16 protein-coding genes are annotated in these 17,984 nt (G+C 73.9%); 14 read left to right on the top strand and 2 right to left on the bottom strand.

The genetic code is table 11. From position 1 onward, the window contains the following. Positions 1 to 22: 22 nt before the first annotated feature. The 10 genes from ruvC (at position 23) to ACI79U_RS03070 (ending at position 11,358) form a co-directional block, all read left to right on the top strand. The gene (gene ruvC / locus ACI79U_RS03115) at positions 23 to 592 is read left to right on the top strand and encodes a crossover junction endodeoxyribonuclease RuvC (protein WP_457064882.1); all 570 of its coding nucleotides are present in this window, start codon (positions 23 to 25) and stop codon (positions 590 to 592) included. After that, a complete protein-coding gene (gene ruvA / locus ACI79U_RS03110; protein WP_457064884.1) occupies positions 589 to 1,224 on the top strand; it encodes a Holliday junction branch migration protein RuvA in 636 nt (211 codons plus the stop codon). The genes ruvC and ruvA overlap by 4 nt, the downstream gene beginning before the upstream one ends. A gap of 1 nt (position 1,225) precedes the next feature. Next, positions 1,226 to 2,386, top strand: a complete 1,161-nt coding sequence (gene ruvB, locus ACI79U_RS03105) for a Holliday junction branch migration DNA helicase RuvB (protein ID WP_457064886.1) — start codon at positions 1,226 to 1,228, stop codon at positions 2,384 to 2,386. A 157-nt stretch (positions 2,387 to 2,543) separates the two neighbouring features. Further along, on the top strand, positions 2,544 to 2,882 hold the full coding sequence (gene yajC / locus ACI79U_RS03100; protein WP_457064888.1) for a preprotein translocase subunit YajC: 339 nt from the start codon (positions 2,544 to 2,546) through the stop codon (positions 2,880 to 2,882). 12 nt (positions 2,883 to 2,894) lie between these two features. Then, positions 2,895 to 4,430, top strand: coding sequence for a protein translocase subunit SecD (secD, locus tag ACI79U_RS03095; protein WP_457064890.1), 1,536 nt, complete (start codon positions 2,895 to 2,897; stop codon positions 4,428 to 4,430). Beyond that, complete coding sequence (gene secF / locus ACI79U_RS03090; protein ID WP_457064892.1) at positions 4,427 to 5,860, top strand: protein translocase subunit SecF; 1,434 nt, start codon at positions 4,427 to 4,429, stop codon at positions 5,858 to 5,860. The genes secD and secF overlap by 4 nt, the downstream gene beginning before the upstream one ends. Continuing rightward, on the top strand, positions 5,857 to 6,486 hold the full coding sequence (locus ACI79U_RS03085; protein ID WP_457064894.1) for an adenine phosphoribosyltransferase: 630 nt from the start codon (positions 5,857 to 5,859) through the stop codon (positions 6,484 to 6,486). The genes secF and ACI79U_RS03085 overlap by 4 nt, the downstream gene beginning before the upstream one ends. Before the next feature lie 30 nt (positions 6,487 to 6,516). Continuing rightward, positions 6,517 to 8,586 (top strand): NAD(+) synthase, encoded by a 2,070-nt coding sequence (locus ACI79U_RS03080; RefSeq protein WP_457064896.1) that lies wholly within the window; start codon positions 6,517 to 6,519, stop codon positions 8,584 to 8,586. A gap of 112 nt (positions 8,587 to 8,698) precedes the next feature. Further along, a complete protein-coding gene (locus ACI79U_RS03075; RefSeq protein WP_457064899.1) occupies positions 8,699 to 11,098 on the top strand; it encodes a RelA/SpoT family protein in 2,400 nt (799 codons plus the stop codon). Next, positions 11,098 to 11,358, top strand: coding sequence for a hypothetical protein (locus ACI79U_RS03070; protein ID WP_457064901.1), 261 nt, complete (start codon positions 11,098 to 11,100; stop codon positions 11,356 to 11,358). Before ACI79U_RS03075 ends, ACI79U_RS03070 begins: the two co-directional genes overlap by 1 nt. An 11-nt stretch (positions 11,359 to 11,369) precedes the next feature. Here ACI79U_RS03070 and ACI79U_RS03065 read toward each other — a convergent pair whose 3' ends face one another. Together ACI79U_RS03065 and ACI79U_RS03060 are read right to left on the bottom strand one after the other, a co-directional pair. After that, positions 11,370 to 12,014 (bottom strand): class I SAM-dependent methyltransferase, encoded by a 645-nt coding sequence (locus ACI79U_RS03065; protein ID WP_457065099.1) that lies wholly within the window; start codon positions 12,012 to 12,014, stop codon positions 11,370 to 11,372. A gap of 136 nt (positions 12,015 to 12,150) precedes the next feature. Further along, positions 12,151 to 12,957, bottom strand: coding sequence for a peptidylprolyl isomerase (locus ACI79U_RS03060; RefSeq protein WP_457064903.1), 807 nt, complete (start codon positions 12,955 to 12,957; stop codon positions 12,151 to 12,153). Between the two features lie 151 nt (positions 12,958 to 13,108). Here ACI79U_RS03060 and ACI79U_RS03055 point away from each other — a divergent pair, with 151 nt between their 5' ends. From ACI79U_RS03055 to aspS, 4 genes are read left to right on the top strand one after another with little or no spacing between them, the layout of a single operon-like run. Next, on the top strand, positions 13,109 to 13,792 hold the full coding sequence (locus ACI79U_RS03055; protein ID WP_457064905.1) for an MBL fold metallo-hydrolase: 684 nt from the start codon (positions 13,109 to 13,111) through the stop codon (positions 13,790 to 13,792). Further along, positions 13,792 to 15,057: a histidine--tRNA ligase gene (hisS, locus tag ACI79U_RS03050; RefSeq protein ID WP_457064907.1), complete on the top strand. Its 1,266-nt coding sequence runs from the start codon at positions 13,792 to 13,794 to the stop codon at positions 15,055 to 15,057. The genes ACI79U_RS03055 and hisS overlap by 1 nt, the downstream gene beginning before the upstream one ends. After that, on the top strand, positions 15,054 to 16,061 hold the full coding sequence (locus tag ACI79U_RS03045) for an aldo/keto reductase (RefSeq protein WP_457064909.1): 1,008 nt from the start codon (positions 15,054 to 15,056) through the stop codon (positions 16,059 to 16,061). The genes hisS and ACI79U_RS03045 overlap by 4 nt, the downstream gene beginning before the upstream one ends. A gap of 39 nt (positions 16,062 to 16,100) precedes the next feature. Continuing rightward, the gene (gene aspS, locus ACI79U_RS03040; RefSeq protein WP_457064912.1) at positions 16,101 to 17,882 is read left to right on the top strand and encodes an aspartate--tRNA ligase; all 1,782 of its coding nucleotides are present in this window, start codon (positions 16,101 to 16,103) and stop codon (positions 17,880 to 17,882) included. Positions 17,883 to 17,984: the final 102 nt, after the last annotated feature.

Below are 17,984 nucleotides of genomic sequence, written 5' to 3'. Positions count from 1 at the left end.
GTGCGATCGTGGGGGAGTGGGCATGCGCGTGCTCGGCATCGACCCGGGCCTCACCCGGTGCGGCTGGGGTGTGGTCGAGGGGCGACCCGGTGCCCGGCCCACCGCGCTGGGGGTGGGCGTCGTCCGGACGTCCCCCGACCTGGACCTGGAACTCCGGCTGCTGGAGGTGCACACCGCCGTGACCGCCCTGCTGCGTGAGCACCGGCCGGTGGCCGTCGCCATCGAGCGCGTCTTCACCCAGAACAACAAGGGGACGGCGACCGGCACCGCCCAGGCCGCCGGGGTGGCCGCCCTCGCCGCGGCCCAGGCCGGCGTGCCCGTCGCCTGGCACACGCCCAGCGAGGTCAAGGCCGCCATCTCCGGCAACGGCCGCGCCGACAAGGACCAGGTGACCCTGATGGTCACCCGGGTGCTCGGGCTGGCCAGCCCGCCCAAGCCGGCCGACGCCGCCGACGCGCTCGCGCTGGCGATCTGCCACACCTGGCGCGCCCCGGCGCAGCAGCGGCTGCGCACCGCGGCGCTCGCCGGGGGCATCGGCGCGCCGCTGCCCGGCGCCCGCACCCTGCCGCGCTGGACGGGGGTGTCCCGGTGATCGCCTCGGTCAACGGCCGGGTCGCGGCCGTCTCGCCCGACGGCGCGGTCGTCGAGGTGGGCGGGGTCGGGCTCTCCGTGCAGTGCACCCCCGGCACCATCGCGCGGCTCCAGGTGGGTGAGCAGGCCCGGCTGTCGACCAGCCTCGTCGTCCGGGAGGACTCGCTCACCCTCTACGGCTTCGCCGACGACGACGAGCGCCAGCTGTTCGAGCTGCTGCAGACCGCCAACGGCGTGGGGCCCCGGCTGGCCCAGGCCGTGCTGGCGATCCACCCGCCTCGCGAGGTGCGCCGCGCGGTCTCGATGGGCGACCTCAAGGCGCTGATGCAGGTGCCGGGGATCGGCAAGAAGGGCGCCGAGCGGCTGGTGCTGGAGCTGCGCGACCGGCTCGGCACGACCACCGTGGACACCCAGCTCGACGGCCCGCTGCCCGCCGGGCTGGCGCCGGTCACCCCGGTCGCCCCGTGGCGGGACCAGCTCACCGCAGCGCTCGTCGGGCTGGGCTGGTCCGGCCGCGAGGCCGAGACGGCGCTGACCGCGCTGGAGCCGGTCGCCGAGGAGCAGCAGGCCGCCGGTGGCGTCCAGGTCGCCGTGCTGCTGCGCCAGGCACTGCAGTTCCTGGGCCGGGCGTGACGTGACGGGCTCGCCGTTCGACCGGTCGCTGACCGGGGAGGCCGCCGAGGGGTACGGCCGGGACTTCTCGGTCGAGGACTCGTCGTTGTCGGGTGCCGCGGGGGACGAGGAGCGGGTCGTCGAGTCGGCCCTGCGCCCGCACTCGCTGGCCGACTTCATCGGCCAGCCGAAGGTGGCCCGCCAGCTCGACCTGGTCCTGGAGGGCGCCAAGCGCCGCGGTCGCCCGCCGGACCACGTGCTGCTCTCCGGCCCGCCCGGGCTGGGCAAGACCAGCCTCGCGCTGATCATCGGCTCGGAGCTGGGTACGGCGGTGAAGATCACCAGCGGGCCGGCGATCGAGCGGTCCGGTGACCTGGCCGCGATGCTGTCCAACCTCGCCCACGGCGACGTGCTGTTCATCGACGAGATCCACCGCATCGCCCGCCCGGCCGAGGAACTGCTGTACATGGCGATGGAGGACTTCCGGGTCGACGTCGTCGTCGGCAAGGGCCCCGGCGCGACCGCTATCCCGCTGGAGATCAACCCGTTCACCCTCGTCGGCGCCACCACCCGGGCCGGCCTGCTCACCGGCCCGCTGCGCGACCGGTTCGGCTTCGTCGGGCAGATGGAGTTCTACGAGACCGCCGACCTGCAGCGGGTGCTCACCCGCAGCGCCGACCTGCTCGGGGTGGCGCTCACCGACGACGGCTCGGCGGAGATCGCCGGCCGCTCGCGGGGCACCCCGCGGATCGCCAACCGGCTGCTGCGCCGGGTGCGTGACTTCGCCGAGGTGCGCGCCGACGGCCGGATCACCCGCGACGTCGCCCGGGCGGCGCTGGCCCTCTACGACGTCGACGAGCTGGGCCTGGACCGGTTGGACCGGGCCGTCCTCGATGCGCTGGTGACCAAGTTCGGCGGGGGCCCGGTGGGGGTGGCCACCCTGGCGGTCTCCGTGGGCGAGGAGCCGCACACCGTCGAGGAGGTCTGCGAGCCCTTCCTGGTGCGTGCGGGGCTGCTCGCCCGCACGCCGCGCGGGCGGGTGGCCACCGAGGCGGCCTTCCGGCACCTGGGGCACCCGGTGCCTCGTGGGGGCATCGCGCTCGGTGGGACCGCTGCGCCCAGTGGGGGCAGCGGGGACCCGACATCGGACGGGGCGTCGTCACAGACCCTCTTCGACGCCTAGACTCCTCAGCGCTGGCGCGCAACCCGGTCCTGCCGGCCCACGCGCCTCGCCCCGGGGCCACTCCGTGTGTGGGAGTGCGCCGGCGCCGATGCACCCGAGCGGCCCTCCCGGGCCGCACCGACCGCGCGACCTGCCGCGGTAGAGAGGCTCACCAGTCGTGGAACAGCTCTTCCCGTTCGTCCTGCTCGCCCTGGCGTTCGTCCTGCTCATCGTGCTGCCGGCCCGGCAGCGCAAGAAGATGCAGGCCAACGCCAAGGCCCTGCAGGAGTCGCTGACGGTCGGCACGCCGGTCATGCTGACCAGCGGCATCCACGGCACGGTGGCCGGCCTCGGTGACGGCACCGTCGACCTCGAGGTCGCCCCCGGCGTCGTCGTGACCGTCGCGCGCCCGGCGGTGATGGAGGTCCGCACGCCGGCCACCCCGGCCGACGGCGCCCCGAACAGCACCGGCGGGACGGTCGACGGCGACGGCGACCCCACCGACCGCGCTCGCTGACCCGGAGCTCCGATGGCTGCCCGCCAGCTCCCCGCGCGCCGCTACTTCGCGGCCTTTCTGCTGATCGTCGCGGGGCTGTACGCGCTGGTCTTCCTCACCGGTGACCAGCGCACCCCCCAGCTCGGCCTGGACCTCCAGGGCGGCACCACCGTCACGCTGGACGCGCAGACGCCCAACAACGAGGCCCCGGCCCCCGAGGACCTCGAACTCGCCCGGCGGATCATCGAGCAGCGCGTCAACGGCCTGGGCGTCGCCGAGGCCGAGGTGGTCACCGAGGGCGACAGCAACATCGTCATCTCGGTGCCCGGTGACGACGGCGAGGCCGCCCGCGAGCTGGGCACGACCGCGCAGCTGCGCTTCCGCCCGGTGCTGCAGGCCGAGCCGGTCACCCCGCCCGCCGAGGACGCTCCGCCGGCCGAGGCCCCGGCCGAGGACGCCGTCCCTGCGGAGGGAGCCCCGGCCGTCACCCAGGAGGAGGCCGCCGCGGAGTTCGCGACCCTCACCTGCGACGGCCAGACCACCGACGTCGACCGGCCCGACGACTTCATCGCCGCGTGCGGTGAGGACGGCGCCGTCAAGTACCTGCTGGGCCCGTCGGTCCTCGAGGGCACCGATGTCACCGACGCCACCGCCGGTACCCGTGCGGGCACCGGTGAGTGGATCGTCGACCTGTCGCTGAACAACTCCGGCGCCGATGCCTGGGCCGAGTACACCACCGCGAACGTCGGCAACAGCGTGGCCATCACCCTGGACGGCCGGGTGGTCTCCGCGCCGACGATCAACAGTGCCATCGTCGGTGGCCGCACCGAGATCAGCGGCAACTTCACCCAGGCCGAGGCGACCGAGCTGGCCAACCAGCTCAAGTACGGCGCGCTGCCGCTGACCTTCGAGCAGGCGACCGCGCAGTCGATCTCCACCGAGCTGGGGGAGGAGCAGCTGCGCGCCGGGCTCATCGCCGGTGCCATCGGCGTCGCCCTGGTCTTCGTCTACGCGCTGCTCTACTACCGGCTGCTCGGGCTGGTGATGATCGCCAGCCTGGTGCTGTCCGCGGTCGTGGTCTACGGCTGCCTGGTGCTGCTCAGCCGCGAGCTCGGGCTGGCGCTCAGCCTGGCCGGCATCGCCGGGTTCATCGTCTCGATCGGCATCACAGCCGACTCGTTCGTCGTCTACTTCGAACGGCTCAAGGACGAGATCCGCGAGGGGCGCTCGCTGCGCAGCGCCGTGCCCCGCGCCTGGGTGCGTGCCCGGCGGACCATCCTGTCCGCCGACGCGGTCAGCTTCCTGGCCGCGGCGATTCTGTACTGGCTGGCCATCGGTGACGTGAAGGGCTTCGCCTTCACCCTCGGGTTGTCGACCGTGCTCGACCTCATCGTGGTCTTCCTCTTCACCCACCCGCTGATGGCGGTGCTGAGCCGGGTCAAGTCCTTCGGCTCCAACCGCTTCTCCGGCCTCGGCCAGGTCGACCGCGGACGCCGGGCCGCCCCGGCGACGGCGCGCGAGCCCGAGCTGGTCGGCGCCGGCAGCAGCACGAACGGGAGCACGCGATGACCACCCCCCGCGACGACGCCGACCAGACCCCGGATCAGGCCCCGGTGCCGGTCGGCTCTGCCGCCGACGAGTCCGTCGACGAATCGGCCGTGCCCGACCAGGCCGCCGAGGAGAGCGTCGGCGACCAGGCGCTCGCCGACGCCGGCCTGCCCGCGGAGGGCGGCGCCGCCGCCCGCCCGCCGCACCGGGCGTCGCTGGCCCACCGGCTGTACAACGGCGAGGTCGGCCTGGCCGTCGTCGCCAACCGCCGCTTCTGGTTCCGGGTCACCGCCGTCGTCGTGCTGCTGTGCGTCCTGGCCATGGGGGTCCGCGGCTTCAACTTCAGCATCGAGTTCTCCGGCGGCAACAGCCTGCGGGTGCCGGCCACCAGCGAGCAGCTCGCCGACGTCCGCGAGGCCGCCGAGGGGGCCGGTGCCGAGGTGGCCAGCGCCCAGGTGGTCGGCGGCGACTCCGTGCTGCTGCGCACCAGCGCGCTGGACAACGAGACCGAGCGGGCGGTCGTCGACGCCGTGGCCGAGGCCGCCGGGGTCGCGCCGTCCGCGGTGAGCCCGCAGTCGGTCAGCGCCGACTGGGGTGGGGACGTCACCAACCAGGCGCTCATCGCGCTCGCGGTCTTCCTGGTCGCCGTCGTCGCCTTCCTCGCGGTGCGCTTCCAGCCCAAGATGGCCGTCGGGGCGATCGCCGCGGTGCTGCACGACATCATCGTGACCGCGGGCATCTACGCGCTGATCGGCTTCGAGGTCTCGCCGTCCACGGTGATCGGGCTGCTCACCATCCTCGGGTTCTCCCTGTACGACACCGTCGTCGTCTTCGACAAGGTCGACGAGAACGTCAAGGACCTGACCAAGAGCAACCGGTCGACCTTCACCGAGGCCTCGGACCTGGCGGTGAACCAGACCCTGATGCGCTCGATCAACACCTCGGTCATCGCGCTGCTGCCGGTGGCCGGGCTGCTGTTCGTCGGCGCCGGGCTGCTGGGTGCCGGCACCCTCAAGGACCTCGCTCTGGTGCTGTTCGTCGGTCTGGCCGCCGGCACCTACAGCTCCATCTTCCTGGCCACCCCGGTGCTCGCCGCGCTCAAGGAGCGGGAGCCCGAGCAGGAGGCCCTGCGCCGGCGGGTGCTCGCCCGCCGGTCCGCCGAGGCCCGCAGCGCCGGGAGCCCGGCCGGGCCGGTGGCCAGCGCCCGCCGCGGCGGGGCCACCCGACGGTCGGCGGTGGCCGTCGCGGAGCGCACCGGGATCGAGCGCACCGGGACCGAGCGCCCCGGGACCGAGCGCCCCGAGACGCTGCCGGAGCGGCCGACGGCCGACGTCCAGGTGGAGTCGCCGTCCTCGGTGCAGGGGTCCCTCGCCCGGGGCGGCGCCACCGCCCCGCGCCCGGGTCAGCGGCCGGCGCGCGGTCAGCGGCCGGCGGGCAGGAAGCGCCGGTGAGCACCGTGCCCGCCGCCCGGAGCGCCGACGCCGGGACCCAGGTGCCGATCGACGAGCTCGTCGCGTCGATCGCGGTCACCATCCCGGACTTCCCCGAGCCCGGGGTGCTCTTCCGCGACCTGACCCCGGTGTTCGCCGACGGCGAGGCCTTCCGCGCGGTCGTCGACGCGCTGGCCGAACCGGCCGGCGTCGACCCGCGGGCGGCGGCGCTCGGCCGGTCCGACGGCGGCCCGGGCGACGGTGCCACCGACGTGGGCTTCGACGTGGTCGCCGGGGTCGAGGCGCGCGGCTTCCTGCTGGCCGCCGCCGTCGCGGTGCGCACCGGCACCGGGGTCGTGCCGATCCGGAAGGCCGGCAAGCTCCCGCGCGAGCGGGTGTCGGTCGACTACGCCCTGGAGTACGGCACCGCCACCCTGGAGCTGCACACCGACTCGATCCGCCCCGGGCAGCGGGTGCTGCTGGTGGACGACGTGCTCGCCACCGGCGGCACGCTGGGTGCGGCGGTCGCCCTGCTCGAGCAGCTCGGCGGCGTGGTCACCGCGGTCTCGGTGGTGATCGAGCTGGGCGCCCTCGGCGGGCGTCAGCGCGTCGCGCCGCACCCGGTCCACTCCCTCTGGATGACCTGAGCCGTCGGCGCCGGATGACATGATCGGCGCGTGAGTCCAGCAGCTGAGGAGTCCGCGACCCGGTTCCGGTCGGTCTACCGGCACGGCTTCGCCCGGGTTGCCGCGGTCACCCTGCCGGTGACGATCGCCGATCCCGCGGCCAACGCCGCGGCCGTGCTGGCGCAGGCGCGGGAGTGCTCGGCCGAGGGCGTCGCCGTCGCGGTGTTCCCGGAGCTGTGCCTGTCCGGCTACTCGATCGAGGACCTGCTGCTGCAGGACCCGCTGCTGGACGCCGTGGAGGCGGCCGTCGCCGAGGTGGTCGCCGGCTCGGCCGACCTGGCCCCGGTGCTGGTCGTCGGTGCGCCACTGCGGCACCGCAACCGGGTCTACAACACCGCGGTGGTCGTGCACCGCGGCCGGGTGCTGGGCATCGTCCCGAAGTCCTACCTCCCCACCTACCGGGAGTTCTACGAGGGCCGGCAGTTGGCCTCCGGCGTCGATGCCGCCGGTGAGCTGCACACGGTCGCCGGGGAGCCGGTGCCGTTCGGCCCCGACCTGCTGTTCGACGCCGTCGACGTGCCCGGGCTGGTGCTGGCGGTGGAGATCTGCGAGGACATGTGGATCCCGGTCCAGCCGAGCGCCGAGGCGGCGCTGGCCGGGGCCACCGTGCTGGCCAACCTCTCGGGCAGCCCGATCACCGTCGGGCGGGCCGACCAGCGGGCGACGCTGGCGCAGGCCACGTCCATCCGCTGCCTGGCCGCCCACGTCTACGCGGCCGCCGGGCAGGGCGAGTCGACGACCGACCTGTCCTGGGACGGGCAGACCATGATCTGGGAGAACGGCGTCCTGCTCGCCGAGTCCGACCGCTTCCCCGACGGGCCGCGCCGTTCGGTCGCCGACGTCGACCTCGACCTGCTCCGCGCCGAGCGGGCGCGGATGGGCACCTTCGACGACAACCGGCGGGCGCTGGCCGGCCGGCTGCACCACCGGCGGGTGGAGTTCCGGCTGCAGCCCCCGACCGGCGACCTCGGCCTGCGGCGCCGGCTGGACCGCTTCCCGTTCGTGCCGGCCGATCCCGCGCGGCTGGCCCAGGACTGCTACGAGGCGTACAACATCCAGGTCGTCGGCCTGGAACGGCGGCTGGCCTCGATCGGGTGGCCGACGGTGGTCATCGGCGTCTCCGGCGGGCTGGACTCCACCCACGCACTGATCGTCGCCGCCCAGGCGATGGACCGGGCCGGCCGGCCGCGCAGCGACATCCTGGCGTTCACCCTGCCGGGGTTCGCGACGGGCGCGGAGAGCAAGGCCAACGCCGTCGCCCTCGCCACGGCGCTCGGGGTCACCTTCGAGGAGATCGACATCCGCCCGGCAGCCACCCGGCTGCTCACCGACATGGGCCACCCGGCCGGCCGCGGTGAGCCCGTCTACGACGTCACCTTCGAGAACGTCCAGGCCGGCCTGCGCACCGACTACCTGTTCCGGCTGGCCAACCAGCGCGGCGGGATCGTGCTGGGCACCGGCGACCTCTCGGAGATCGCGCTGGGCTGGTCGACCTACGGCGTCGGTGACCAGATGTCGCACTACAACGTCAACGGAGGCGTGCCCAAGACGCTCATCCAGCACCTGATCCGCTGGGTGGTCGCCTCCGGGCAGTTCGACGAGCCGGTACTGCGGACGCTGGAGCGGATCCTCGCCGCGGAGATCACCCCGGAGCTGGTGCCGGCCGACGAGGGCGGGTCGGTGCAGAGCACCGAGGCGAAGGTGGGGCCCTACGCGCTGCAGGACTTCACCCTCTTCCACGTGCTGCGCTACGGCATGCGACCGTCCAAGATCGCCTTCCTCGCGCTGCACGCCTGGTCCGACGCCGAGGCGGGGGAGTGGCCGGCGGGGTTCCCGGCCGACCGCCGGGTGTCCTACCAGCTGGCCGAGATCCGGCACTGGCTGGAGGTGTTCTGCCAGCGGTTCTTCGCCTTCAGCCAGTTCAAGCGCTCGGCGATGCCCAACGGCCCCAAGGTCTCCGCCGGGGGATCGCTCTCCCCACGGGGTGACTGGCGGGCACCGTCGGACGCCACGGCCCGGGTGTGGCTGGCGGAGCTGCACCGCGAGGTGCCGGAAGGCTGATCCGGTCCGCCCGGGCGACGACCCACCCGCCAAGGGGGCACGACGGGCCGACCCGGACGGGGCGCGGCTAGCATGGGATGGGTCCCACCCTCCTCAGCAGGCAGGAGCTCTCGTGGCCGGTGACGTCGCCGCACCGCAGACGTCCGACGCGCCCGCCGTCGAGGTGGAGCCGCCCCGCGCGGCCCTGCCCGAGCGGCCGGCGGTCCGCCGCCCCGATGACGTCGCGCCCGAGCCCGGCGGGGACGCCGAGGCGGTACCCCGCCGGCGGGTCCGTGACCGGCTGGCCCGCCGCATCGTCGCCGGTCAGCGCTCCACCGGGATCCGGCCGGTGCTCGAGCCGCTGGCCGTGCTGCACCGCCAGAGCCACCCCAAGGCCGACCTCCTTCTCCTGCAGCGGGCCTACGACGTCGCCGAGGAGGCGCACGCCCCGCAGAAGCGCAAGAGCGGCGACCCCTACATCACCCACCCGCTGGCGGTCGCCACCGTCCTGGCCGGCCTCGGGATGGACACCACCACCCTGGTGGCCGCGCTGCTGCACGACACCGTCGAGGACACCGGCGTCACGCTGGAGACGATCCGCGCCGACTTCGGCCCCGAGGTCGCCCACCTGGTCGACGGCGTCACCAAGATCGACAAGGTCACGTTCGGCGACGCCGCCCAGGCCGAGACGATCCGCAAGATGATCGTGGCGATGTCCCGCGACCCGCGGGTGCTGGTCATCAAGCTGGCCGACCGGCTGCACAACATGCGCACGCTGCGCTTCCTCCCGCCGGAGAAGCAGGAGAAGAAGGCGCGCGAGACGCTGGAGATCCTCGCCCCGCTGGCCCACCGGCTGGGCATGAACACCATCAAGTGGGAGCTGGAGGACCTCGCGTTCGCCACGCTCTACCCCAAGCGCTACGACGAGATCGTCCGGCTGGTCGCCGAGCGCGCGCCGTCCCGGGACACCTTCATCTCCGAGGTGACCAGCCAGGTCACCGAGCAGCTCAAGGCGTCGAAGATCGAGGCGACCGTCACCGGCCGGCCCAAGCACTACTACTCGATCTACCAGAAGATGATCGTCCGCGGCCGCGACTTCACCGACATCTGGGACCTGGTCGGCATCCGCATCCTGGTCGAGTCGGTGCGCGACGTGTACGCGGCGCTGGGCATCATGCACGCGCACTGGCAGCCGGTGCCCGGCCGGTTCAAGGACTTCGTGGCGATGCCGAAGTTCAACATGTACCAGTCGCTGCACACCACGGTGATCGGGCCGCAGGGCAAGCCGGTCGAGCTGCAGATCCGCACCCACGAGATGCACCGCACCGCGGAGTACGGCATCGCGGCGCACTGGAAGTACAAGGAGAAGGCGCGCGCCGGCGGCACCCAGGCCGGCCCCGCACCGGGCACCGCCGGCGACGACATGCTGTGGCTGCGCCAGCTGCTGGACTGGCAGCGGGAGGCGCAGGAGCCCGGTGAGTTCCTGGAGACCCTGCGGTACGACCTGGGTCCGCAGGAGGTGTTCGTCTTCACGCCCAAGGGCGACGTGATCAGCCTGCCCGGCGAGGCCACCCCGGTCGACTTCGCCTACGCGGTGCACACCGAGGTCGGCCACCGCTGCATCGGTGCCCGGGTCAACGGCAACCTGGTGTCCCTGGACAGCAAGCTCGCCAACGGCGACGTCGTCGAGGTGTTCACCTCCCGCTCGCCGAACGCCGCCCCCTCCAAGGACTGGCTGGCGTTCGTCGGCTCGTCCCGGGCGCGCACCAAGATCCGGCAGTGGTTCACCAAGGAGCGGCGTGAGGACGCCGTCGAGGCCGGCAAGGACGCGCTGACCAAGGCGATGCGCAAGTCCGGCCTGCCGCTGCAGCGGCTGCTCGGTGGGGAGGCGCTGGGCACGCTCGCCGCCGACCTGCACTTCGCCGACGTCAGCGCGCTCTACGCGGCCGTGGGGGAGAACCAGGTCTCCGCGGCGTCGATCGTGGAGAAGCTGCTCACCGCGCTGGGCGGCTCCGAGGGCGCCGCCGAGGACATCGCCGAGACGGCGATCCCCACCAAGCGGACGGTGGCGCGCACCGCCAGCGGCGACCCGGGCATCGTCGTGCACGGCATGACCGACGTCTGGGCCAAGCTCGCCAAGTGCTGCACCCCGGTGCCCGGCGACGAGATCCTGGGCTTCGTCACCCGCGGTGGTGGCGTCAGCGTGCACCGCACCGACTGCACCAACGCGGCCGACCTGCAGAGCAAGCCCGAGCGGCTGGTGGAGGTCGACTGGGCCTCCCAGCCCGGCGCGGTGTTCCTGGTGGCCATCCAGGTCGAGGCGCTGGACCGGCACCGGCTGCTCTCCGACGTCACCCGGGCGCTCGCCGACGAGCGGGTCAACATCCTCTCCGCCTCGGTGCAGACCAGCCGGGACCGGGTGGCGATCAGCCGGTTCACCTTCGAGCTCGCCGACCCGGCGCACCTGGGTGCGGTGCTCCAGACGGTCCGGAACGTGGACGGCGTCTTCGACGTGGAGCGCGTCACCGCCTGATGGACGTCCGGGGGGTCGACCCGCGGGACGTCAGCTGGGAGGTCGACGCACCGCGGTACCGGGTGTACCTCTGGTCCGCCGGGCCGGGGGCGTGGAGCGACGAGTACGAGCTCAGCGGCGCGGGCGTCGATGCGGCTGCCGTGCTCGCCTGGGCGACCGGCCGGGTCGCCGAGCCGGGCATGGACCGCTTCGAGGCGTTCGTCGTCGTCGATGGCGTGCGCGAGGGCCGCGGACTGGTCCGGCTGACCACCTCCCCCTGACCGGGCCTCCGTCAGGGACGGCGGGTGGCGACGACGGCGTACAGCGGGTCGCCGACGCCCGGCGGGGTGCGCAGCGTGACCGTCGGCTCGGTGAACCGCCCGCTGCGCCGCACCAGTTCGGCCACGACGGCCCCGTGCTGCTCGTCGTCGGTCGCCAGCCAGCCGCGGACGGCCTTGGTGGGGAAGCAGCGGTTGGAGAAGGTGATCGCCAGCGGGCCGCCGGGGCGCAGCACCCGGCCTACGTCGGCCAGCACCTCGACGGGCCGGGTGAGGTAGTCGATCGACACGCAGCACACCGCCGCGTCGGCGTCCTCGTCGGGCAGCGGGATGCCCGGGTCGGCGTTCAGGTCGTGCACCACCCGCTGCGTGGCCGCCGGGTTGGCGGCCAGCTCCTCGTCGTTCATGCCCAGCACCACCAGCTCGGCCGGCGGGGTGCGGAAGTGCGACACCCACGACGACATCAGGTCCAGCACCCGCGTCGGCCGCGGCGCCGCGCCGTCGATGCCCAGCTCGGCGTACAGCTCCCCGACGGCGGCGATCGCACCCGCGTCGATGTGCGTGACCAGCCGCGGCCGGTCGTAGAACCCGGCGTCCGGGCCGTCGTCGGTGCGGTCGAAGAAGCCCGGCGGGAAGCCGGCGTACGGGTCGGCGTCCATCACGGCCCGAGTGTGCGGGCGGCGGAGCCGCCCCGCTCGGCAGCAGGGGCACGCCCGGGCGCCACCGCCGTGGCCGGCCCGGACGCGCGACGGCCCGGCCCCCGCGGGAGGGGCCGGGCCGTCGCGCGTGGTGCGGCTACTGCTGGACGGTCATCGACTCGATGGTGACCGGCTGGGCGGGGGCGCCGTCGGACGCGCCGCCCTCGATCCCGGCGGCCGCGATGGTGTCCAGCACCTGCAGGCCGGCCTCGTCGATGGTGCCGAAGACGGTGTAGTTCGGCGGCAGGGTGCTGTCGGCGTAGACCAGGAAGAACTGGCTGCCGTCGAAGCCGGACCCGTTGTTGGCCATCGCCAGGGTGCCCCGCGGGTAGGTCTCCTCGCCGGTGACCTGGGTGGGGAACTCGTAGCTGGGCCCGCCGGTGCCGGTGGCGCTCGGGTCGCCGCACTGCAGGACGCTGAGCGTCTCCGAGGCGGTCTCCCGGTGGCAGGTCGTCCCGTCGTAGAAGCCCTGCTGGGCCAGGTACACCATGCTGGCCGAGGCGCAGGGGGCGCTCTCCTGGTCCAGGGTCAGCGGGATCGGGCCGACGTTCGTCGTCATGGTGACCTCGGTCGTGCCGCTGGTCGGCACCTCGGCCGGGGGGATGCCGACGTCGGTGGTCGTCTCGCCCCGGCTGGCCTCGGTGAAGTCGCACGTGCCGTCGCTGCCGTCGACGACCGGTGCGGTGGTGCTGTTGTCGCTCGCGACGCCGGCGGTGTCCGCCGTGTCGTCCTCGCCGGTGATCCCGGTGATGATGAAGACGGCGGCCACCACGGCCAGCACGGCGATGACCGTCACGCCGATGAGCAGGTTCCGGCGCCGGGTGCGGGCCTGCTGCTCACGGCGCTCCAGCTGACGCTGCAGGTGGCGCTGGGCGGCCTCACGGCGCTGCTTGTTGGTCGGCACTCTTCTCGGGCTCCTCGGGCGGTGGTCGGCGTCGGGCCCGGGGCGGCGGGGCCGTGCGCCCGGGCGGCGTCAGGTGCGCAGTGTAGGTGCGCACCCTGGCGGCTCCCTGGCAGCGCGGCCGGGGGTGATCACAGCCGCGTAACCTGCACGGGTGCTCATCCGCTCCTTCCCCGCCGGTGCGTTCGGCACCAACTGCTACGCCGTCGCCCCGGGGCCCGGGCAGGAGTGCGTCGTCGTCGACCCGGGGATGGACGCGGTCGAGCCGCTGGCCCGGATGCTGGCCGACGACGGGCTCAAGCCGGTCGCCGTCGTGCTGACCCACGGCCACCTCGACCACACCTTCTCCGTGCTGCCGGTCTGCTCCGGCTACGACATCCCCGCCTACCTGCACCCCGAGGACACCGGCATGCTGTCGGACCCGGCGCGCTGGCACGGCCCCCAGCTCGCCCCGCTGATCACCGGCGTGCAGCTCCCGGACCCCGCCGACGTCCTGCCGCTGGCCGACGGGGCGACGATCTCGCTGGCCGGCGTCGACCTGACCGTGCGGCACGCGCCGGGGCACACCCGGGGCTCGGTGGTCTTCTCCCTGGACCTGGGGGAGGCCCCCGGCCTGCTCGCCGGTGACGTGCTCTTCGCCGGCTCGGTCGGCCGGGTCGACCTGCCCGGCGGCTCCTGGGAGGACATGCTCGGCTCGCTGCGCGACGTCGTCCTGCCGCTGGACGACGAGACCGTCGTCCTGCCCGGGCACGGGCCGGCCACCACGATCGGGCGCGAGCGCGCCACCAACCCCTACCTCGCCGAAGCGGCGAGCGCACCCAAGGGACGAGGTCTCTGATGAGCGAGCCCATGCGGGCTCCGAAGGGCACGTTCGACACGTTGCCCCCCGACTCGGCGCAGTTCCTCGCCGTCCGCGACACCCTCACCGCGCCGCTGCGCCGGGCCGGCTACGGGTACATCGAGACGCCGACGTTCGAGGACACCGCGGTGTTCTCCCGCGGGGTGGGGGAGTCCACCGACGTCGTCGCCAAGGAGATGTACACGTTCACCGACCGCGGCGGCCGGTCGCTGACGCTGCGCCCCGAGCTCACCGCCGGGCTGATGCGGTCGTTCATCGAGCACCGGCTGTACTCCGGCGCGCTGCCGGTGAAGCTCTGGGCGGTCGGGTCGGCGTTCCGCTACGAGCGCCCGCAGGCCGGCCGCTACCGGCACTTCACCCAGGTCGACTGCGAGGCCCTCGGGGTCGACGACCCGGCGCTGGACGCCGAGGTGGTGGCGCTGGCCGTGCAGGGCTTCCGCGACCTCGGCCTGCGCGACTTCGAGCTGCTGCTCACCTCGCTGGGCGACGCGACCTGCCGGCCGCAGTACCGCGAGCTGCTGGTGGCCTACCTGTCGAAGCTGGACCTGGACGCCGACACCCGGCGCCGGGCGGAGATCAACCCGCTGCGGGTGCTGGACGACAAGCGGCCGGAGGTGCAGGCGCAGCTGGACGACGCCCCGCTGATGGTCGACCACCTCTCGGACACCACCAGGGCGCACTACGACGCCGTCCGCCAGCACCTCACCGACCTGGGTGTGCCGTGGACCGAGGCGCCCCGGCTGGTCCGCGGCCTGGACTACTACACGAAGACGACCTTCGAGTTCGTGCACTCCGGCCTCGGCGCGCAGTCGGCGATCGGTGGTGGCGGGCGCTACGACGGGCTCTCCGCGGCGCTCGGTGGCCCGGACCTCTCGGGCATCGGCTACGCCGTCGGGGTCGACCGCACGCTGCTGGCGGTGCAGGCCGAGGGGCTCGACCTGGGCGCGGCCGCCGGGGTGCAGGCCTTCGTCGTGCCGCTGGGCGCGGAGGCCAAGCGGGTCGCCGTCCGGCTGGTCGGGCAGCTGCGCGAGGCCGGGATCTCCGCCGACACCGTGTACGGCGACCGGGGGCTGAAGGGGGCGATGAAGGCCGCCGACCGGTCCGGTGCCACGCACGCGGTGGTGCTCGGCGACCGGGACCTGGCCGAGGGGGTCGCCCAGCTGCGCGACCTGCGGTCGCACGAGCAGGTCGCCGTCCCCCTGGGCGAGCTGTTCGAGCGCGTGCGTGCGACGGTGGGTGCGTGACTGTGACTTCCTCGACCCCGCTGGAGACCCGCCCGCTCGGCCGGACCGGTGCCGACGTGTCCGTCGTCGGGCTGGGCACCTGGCAGCTGGGCGGTGACTGGGGCGAGGTCACCGAGGCCGACGCCGCCGCCGTCCTGGACGCCGCGCTCGACGCCGGGGTGACCCTGCTGGACACCGCCGACGTCTACGGCGACGGCCGCTCCGAGCAGCGCATCCGCCAGGCGCTGGCCGCCCGCGGCGAGCGCCCGTTCGTCGCGACCAAGGCCGGCCGGCGCGCCGACCCGTTCACCGCCGAGGAGTACACCCCGGAGAACCTGCGCGCCTGGATCGACCGGTCGCGGGAGAACCTCGGGGTGGACACCCTCGACCTGGTGCAGCTGCACTGCCCGCCGCCCACCGTCTACTCCGACGAGCGGGTCTACGACACCCTCGACAAGCTGGTCGAGGAGCAGGCGATCGCCGCCTACGGCGTCTCGGTGGAGACGGTGACCGAGGGGCTGACCGCGCTGCAGCACCCCGGCGTGCAGACCATCCAGGTCATCCTGAACATCTTCCGGCGCAAGCCGCTGGAGCAGCTGCTGCCGGCCGCGCAGCGCGCCGAGGTCGGCGTCCTCGCCCGGGTGCCGCTGGCCAGCGGCCTGCTCACCGGCAAGTACGACGAGTCGACGACGTTCGCCGCCGACGACCACCGCACCTACAACCGCAACGGCGAGGCCTTCGACGTCGGGGAGACCTTCGCCGGCGTGCCGTTCGACGTCGGCGTCGCCGCCGCGCGCGAGGTCGCCGAGATCGCCGGCCCGGACGTCTCCACCGCCGGGTTCGCGCTGCGCTGGGTGATCGACCAGCCCGGCGTCACCACCGTCATCCCCGGCGCCCGCAACGTCCAGCAGGCGCTGGACAACGTGGCCGCCGCCTCGCTCCCGTCGCTCACCGAGGGCCAGCTGGCCGACCTCGAGCGGGTGTACGACGAGCGGATCCGCGCCCACGTGCACGACCGCTGGTGAACTCCCGCTCGCTCCGTACTCCCTGAGAAAGGCACTCCCTTGCTGCGCACCCACGACGCCGGGACGCTCCGCGCCTCCGACGCCGGCTCCACGGTCACCCTCGCCGGCTGGGTCGCCCGCCGCCGCGACCACGGCGGGGTCGTCTTCCTCGACCTGCGCGACTCCTCGGGCTACGCCCAGGTCGTCGTCCGCGAGGAGGAGGCGCACGCCCTGCGCAACGAGTACTGCGTGCTCGTCACCGGGCAGGTGCAGCGCCGCCCCGCCGGCAACGAGAACCCGGAGCTCTCCACCGGCGAGATCGAGGTCGTCGCCGCGGACCTCACCGTGCTGTCGGCCGCGGCGCCGCTGCCGTTCCCGATCGAGACCGCCCAGGCGGCCGGGGACGACGTCCGCTACAAGTACCGCTACCTCGACCTGCGCCGGCAGGGCCCGGCGGCGACCCTGCGGCTGCGCAGCGAGGTCAACCGGATCGCCCGCGGGGTGATGGCCCAGCACGGGTTCACCGAGGTCGAGACCCCGTCGCTGACCCGGTCCACGCCCGAGGGCGCCCGCGACTTCGTCGTCCCGGTACGGCTGCAGCCGGGCCACTGGTACGCGCTGCCGCAGTCGCCGCAGCTGTTCAAGCAGCTGCTGATGGTCGGCGGCCTGGAGCGCTACTACCAGATCGCCCGCTGCTTCCGGGACGAGGACTTCCGCGCCGACCGGCAGCCGGAGTTCACCCAGCTGGACTTCGAGATGAGCTTCGTCGACCGGGACGACGTCCTGGCGGTGGCCGAGCACGTCATCCGGGCGCTGTGGCGCGAGCTGGCCGGGTACGAGGTCCCGGAGATCCCGCGGATGACCTACCGCGAGGCGATGGACCGGTTCGGCTCCGACAAGCCCGACCTGCGCTTCGGCGTCGAGCTCACCGAGCTGACCTCCTACTTCACCGAGACCCCCTTCCGGGTCTTCCAGGCGCCCTACGTCGGCGCGATCGTGATGCCCGGCGGCGGGTCGCAGCCGCGGCGGGCCTTCGACGCCTGGCAGGACTGGGCGCGGTCGCGCGGCTACAAGGGCCTGGCCTACGTCACGGTCGCCGAGGACGGCACGCTCGGTGGCCCGGTGGCCAAGAACATCTCCGAGGCCGAGCGGGCCGGGCTGGTCGAGGCGGTCGGCGCGGCGCCGGGCGACTGCGTCTTCTTCGCCGCCGGCCCCCGCCGGCAGGCCCAGGAGCTGCTCGGCGCGGCCCGCAACGAGGTCGCCAAGCGGCTGGAGATGATCGAGCCCGGTTCGTGGTCGTTCCTGTTCGTCGTCGACTTCCCGATGTTCGAGCAGACCGAGGACGGCGACTGGACGTTCATGCACCACCCGTTCACCTCGCCCACCCCGGAGTGGCGGGAGCGCTTCACCGAGGACAAGGGCGCCGCGCTGTCGGACGCCTACGACCTGGTGTGCAACGGCAACGAGCTGATGAGCGGCTCGGTCCGCATCCACGACGCCGAGCTGCAGGAGCGGGTGTTCCAGACCCTCGGCATGACGCTGGAGGAGGCCCGGGCCCAGTTCGGCTGGTTCCTGGAGGCCTTCGACTACGGCCCGCCGCCGCACGCCGGCGCCGCCATCGGCTGGGACCGGCTCACCGCGCTGCTGGCCGGCGTCGACTCCATCCGCGAGGTCATCGCCTTCCCGAAGACCGGGGCCGGCTTCGACCCGCTGACCGGCGCGCCGACGCCGATCACCCCGGCGCAGCGGAAGGAGGCCGGCATCGACGTCGACCCGCACGCCGAGCCGGCCCCCGGCGAGCCGGGTGCGCCCGGCCCGACCGACCCGTCGAAGAAGGCCTGAGCCCGCTCGTCCGCCGCAGTTGATCATCGGCGGACGGCCGCCTGCACTGGCGTGTCGGGCAGCCGTTCGCCGATGATCACCGCGAGAGCGGGACGGCGGGAG

It is taken from the genome of Modestobacter sp. SYSU DS0904 (assembly GCF_054051115.1).
Note: the sequence above shows the minus strand (reverse complement) of the source record. Positions and strands in the feature narration are given on the sequence as shown.

Excerpts from the sequence above, each read along its gene's own strand:
- ACI79U_RS03065 (WP_457065099.1), bottom strand. The coding sequence starts at position 12,014 with ATGGACGCCGACCCGTACGCCGGCTTCCCGCCGGGCTTCTTCGACCGC.
- ruvC (WP_457064882.1), top strand. The coding sequence starts at position 23 with ATGCGCGTGCTCGGCATCGACCCGGGCCTCACCCGGTGCGGCTGGGGT.
- ACI79U_RS03070 (WP_457064901.1), top strand. The coding sequence starts at position 11,098 with ATGGACGTCCGGGGGGTCGACCCGCGGGACGTCAGCTGGGAGGTCGAC.
- secF (WP_457064892.1), top strand. The coding sequence starts at position 4,427 with ATGACCACCCCCCGCGACGACGCCGACCAGACCCCGGATCAGGCCCCG.
- hisS (WP_457064907.1), top strand. The coding sequence starts at position 13,792 with ATGAGCGAGCCCATGCGGGCTCCGAAGGGCACGTTCGACACGTTGCCC.
- secD (WP_457064890.1), top strand. The coding sequence starts at position 2,895 with ATGGCTGCCCGCCAGCTCCCCGCGCGCCGCTACTTCGCGGCCTTTCTG.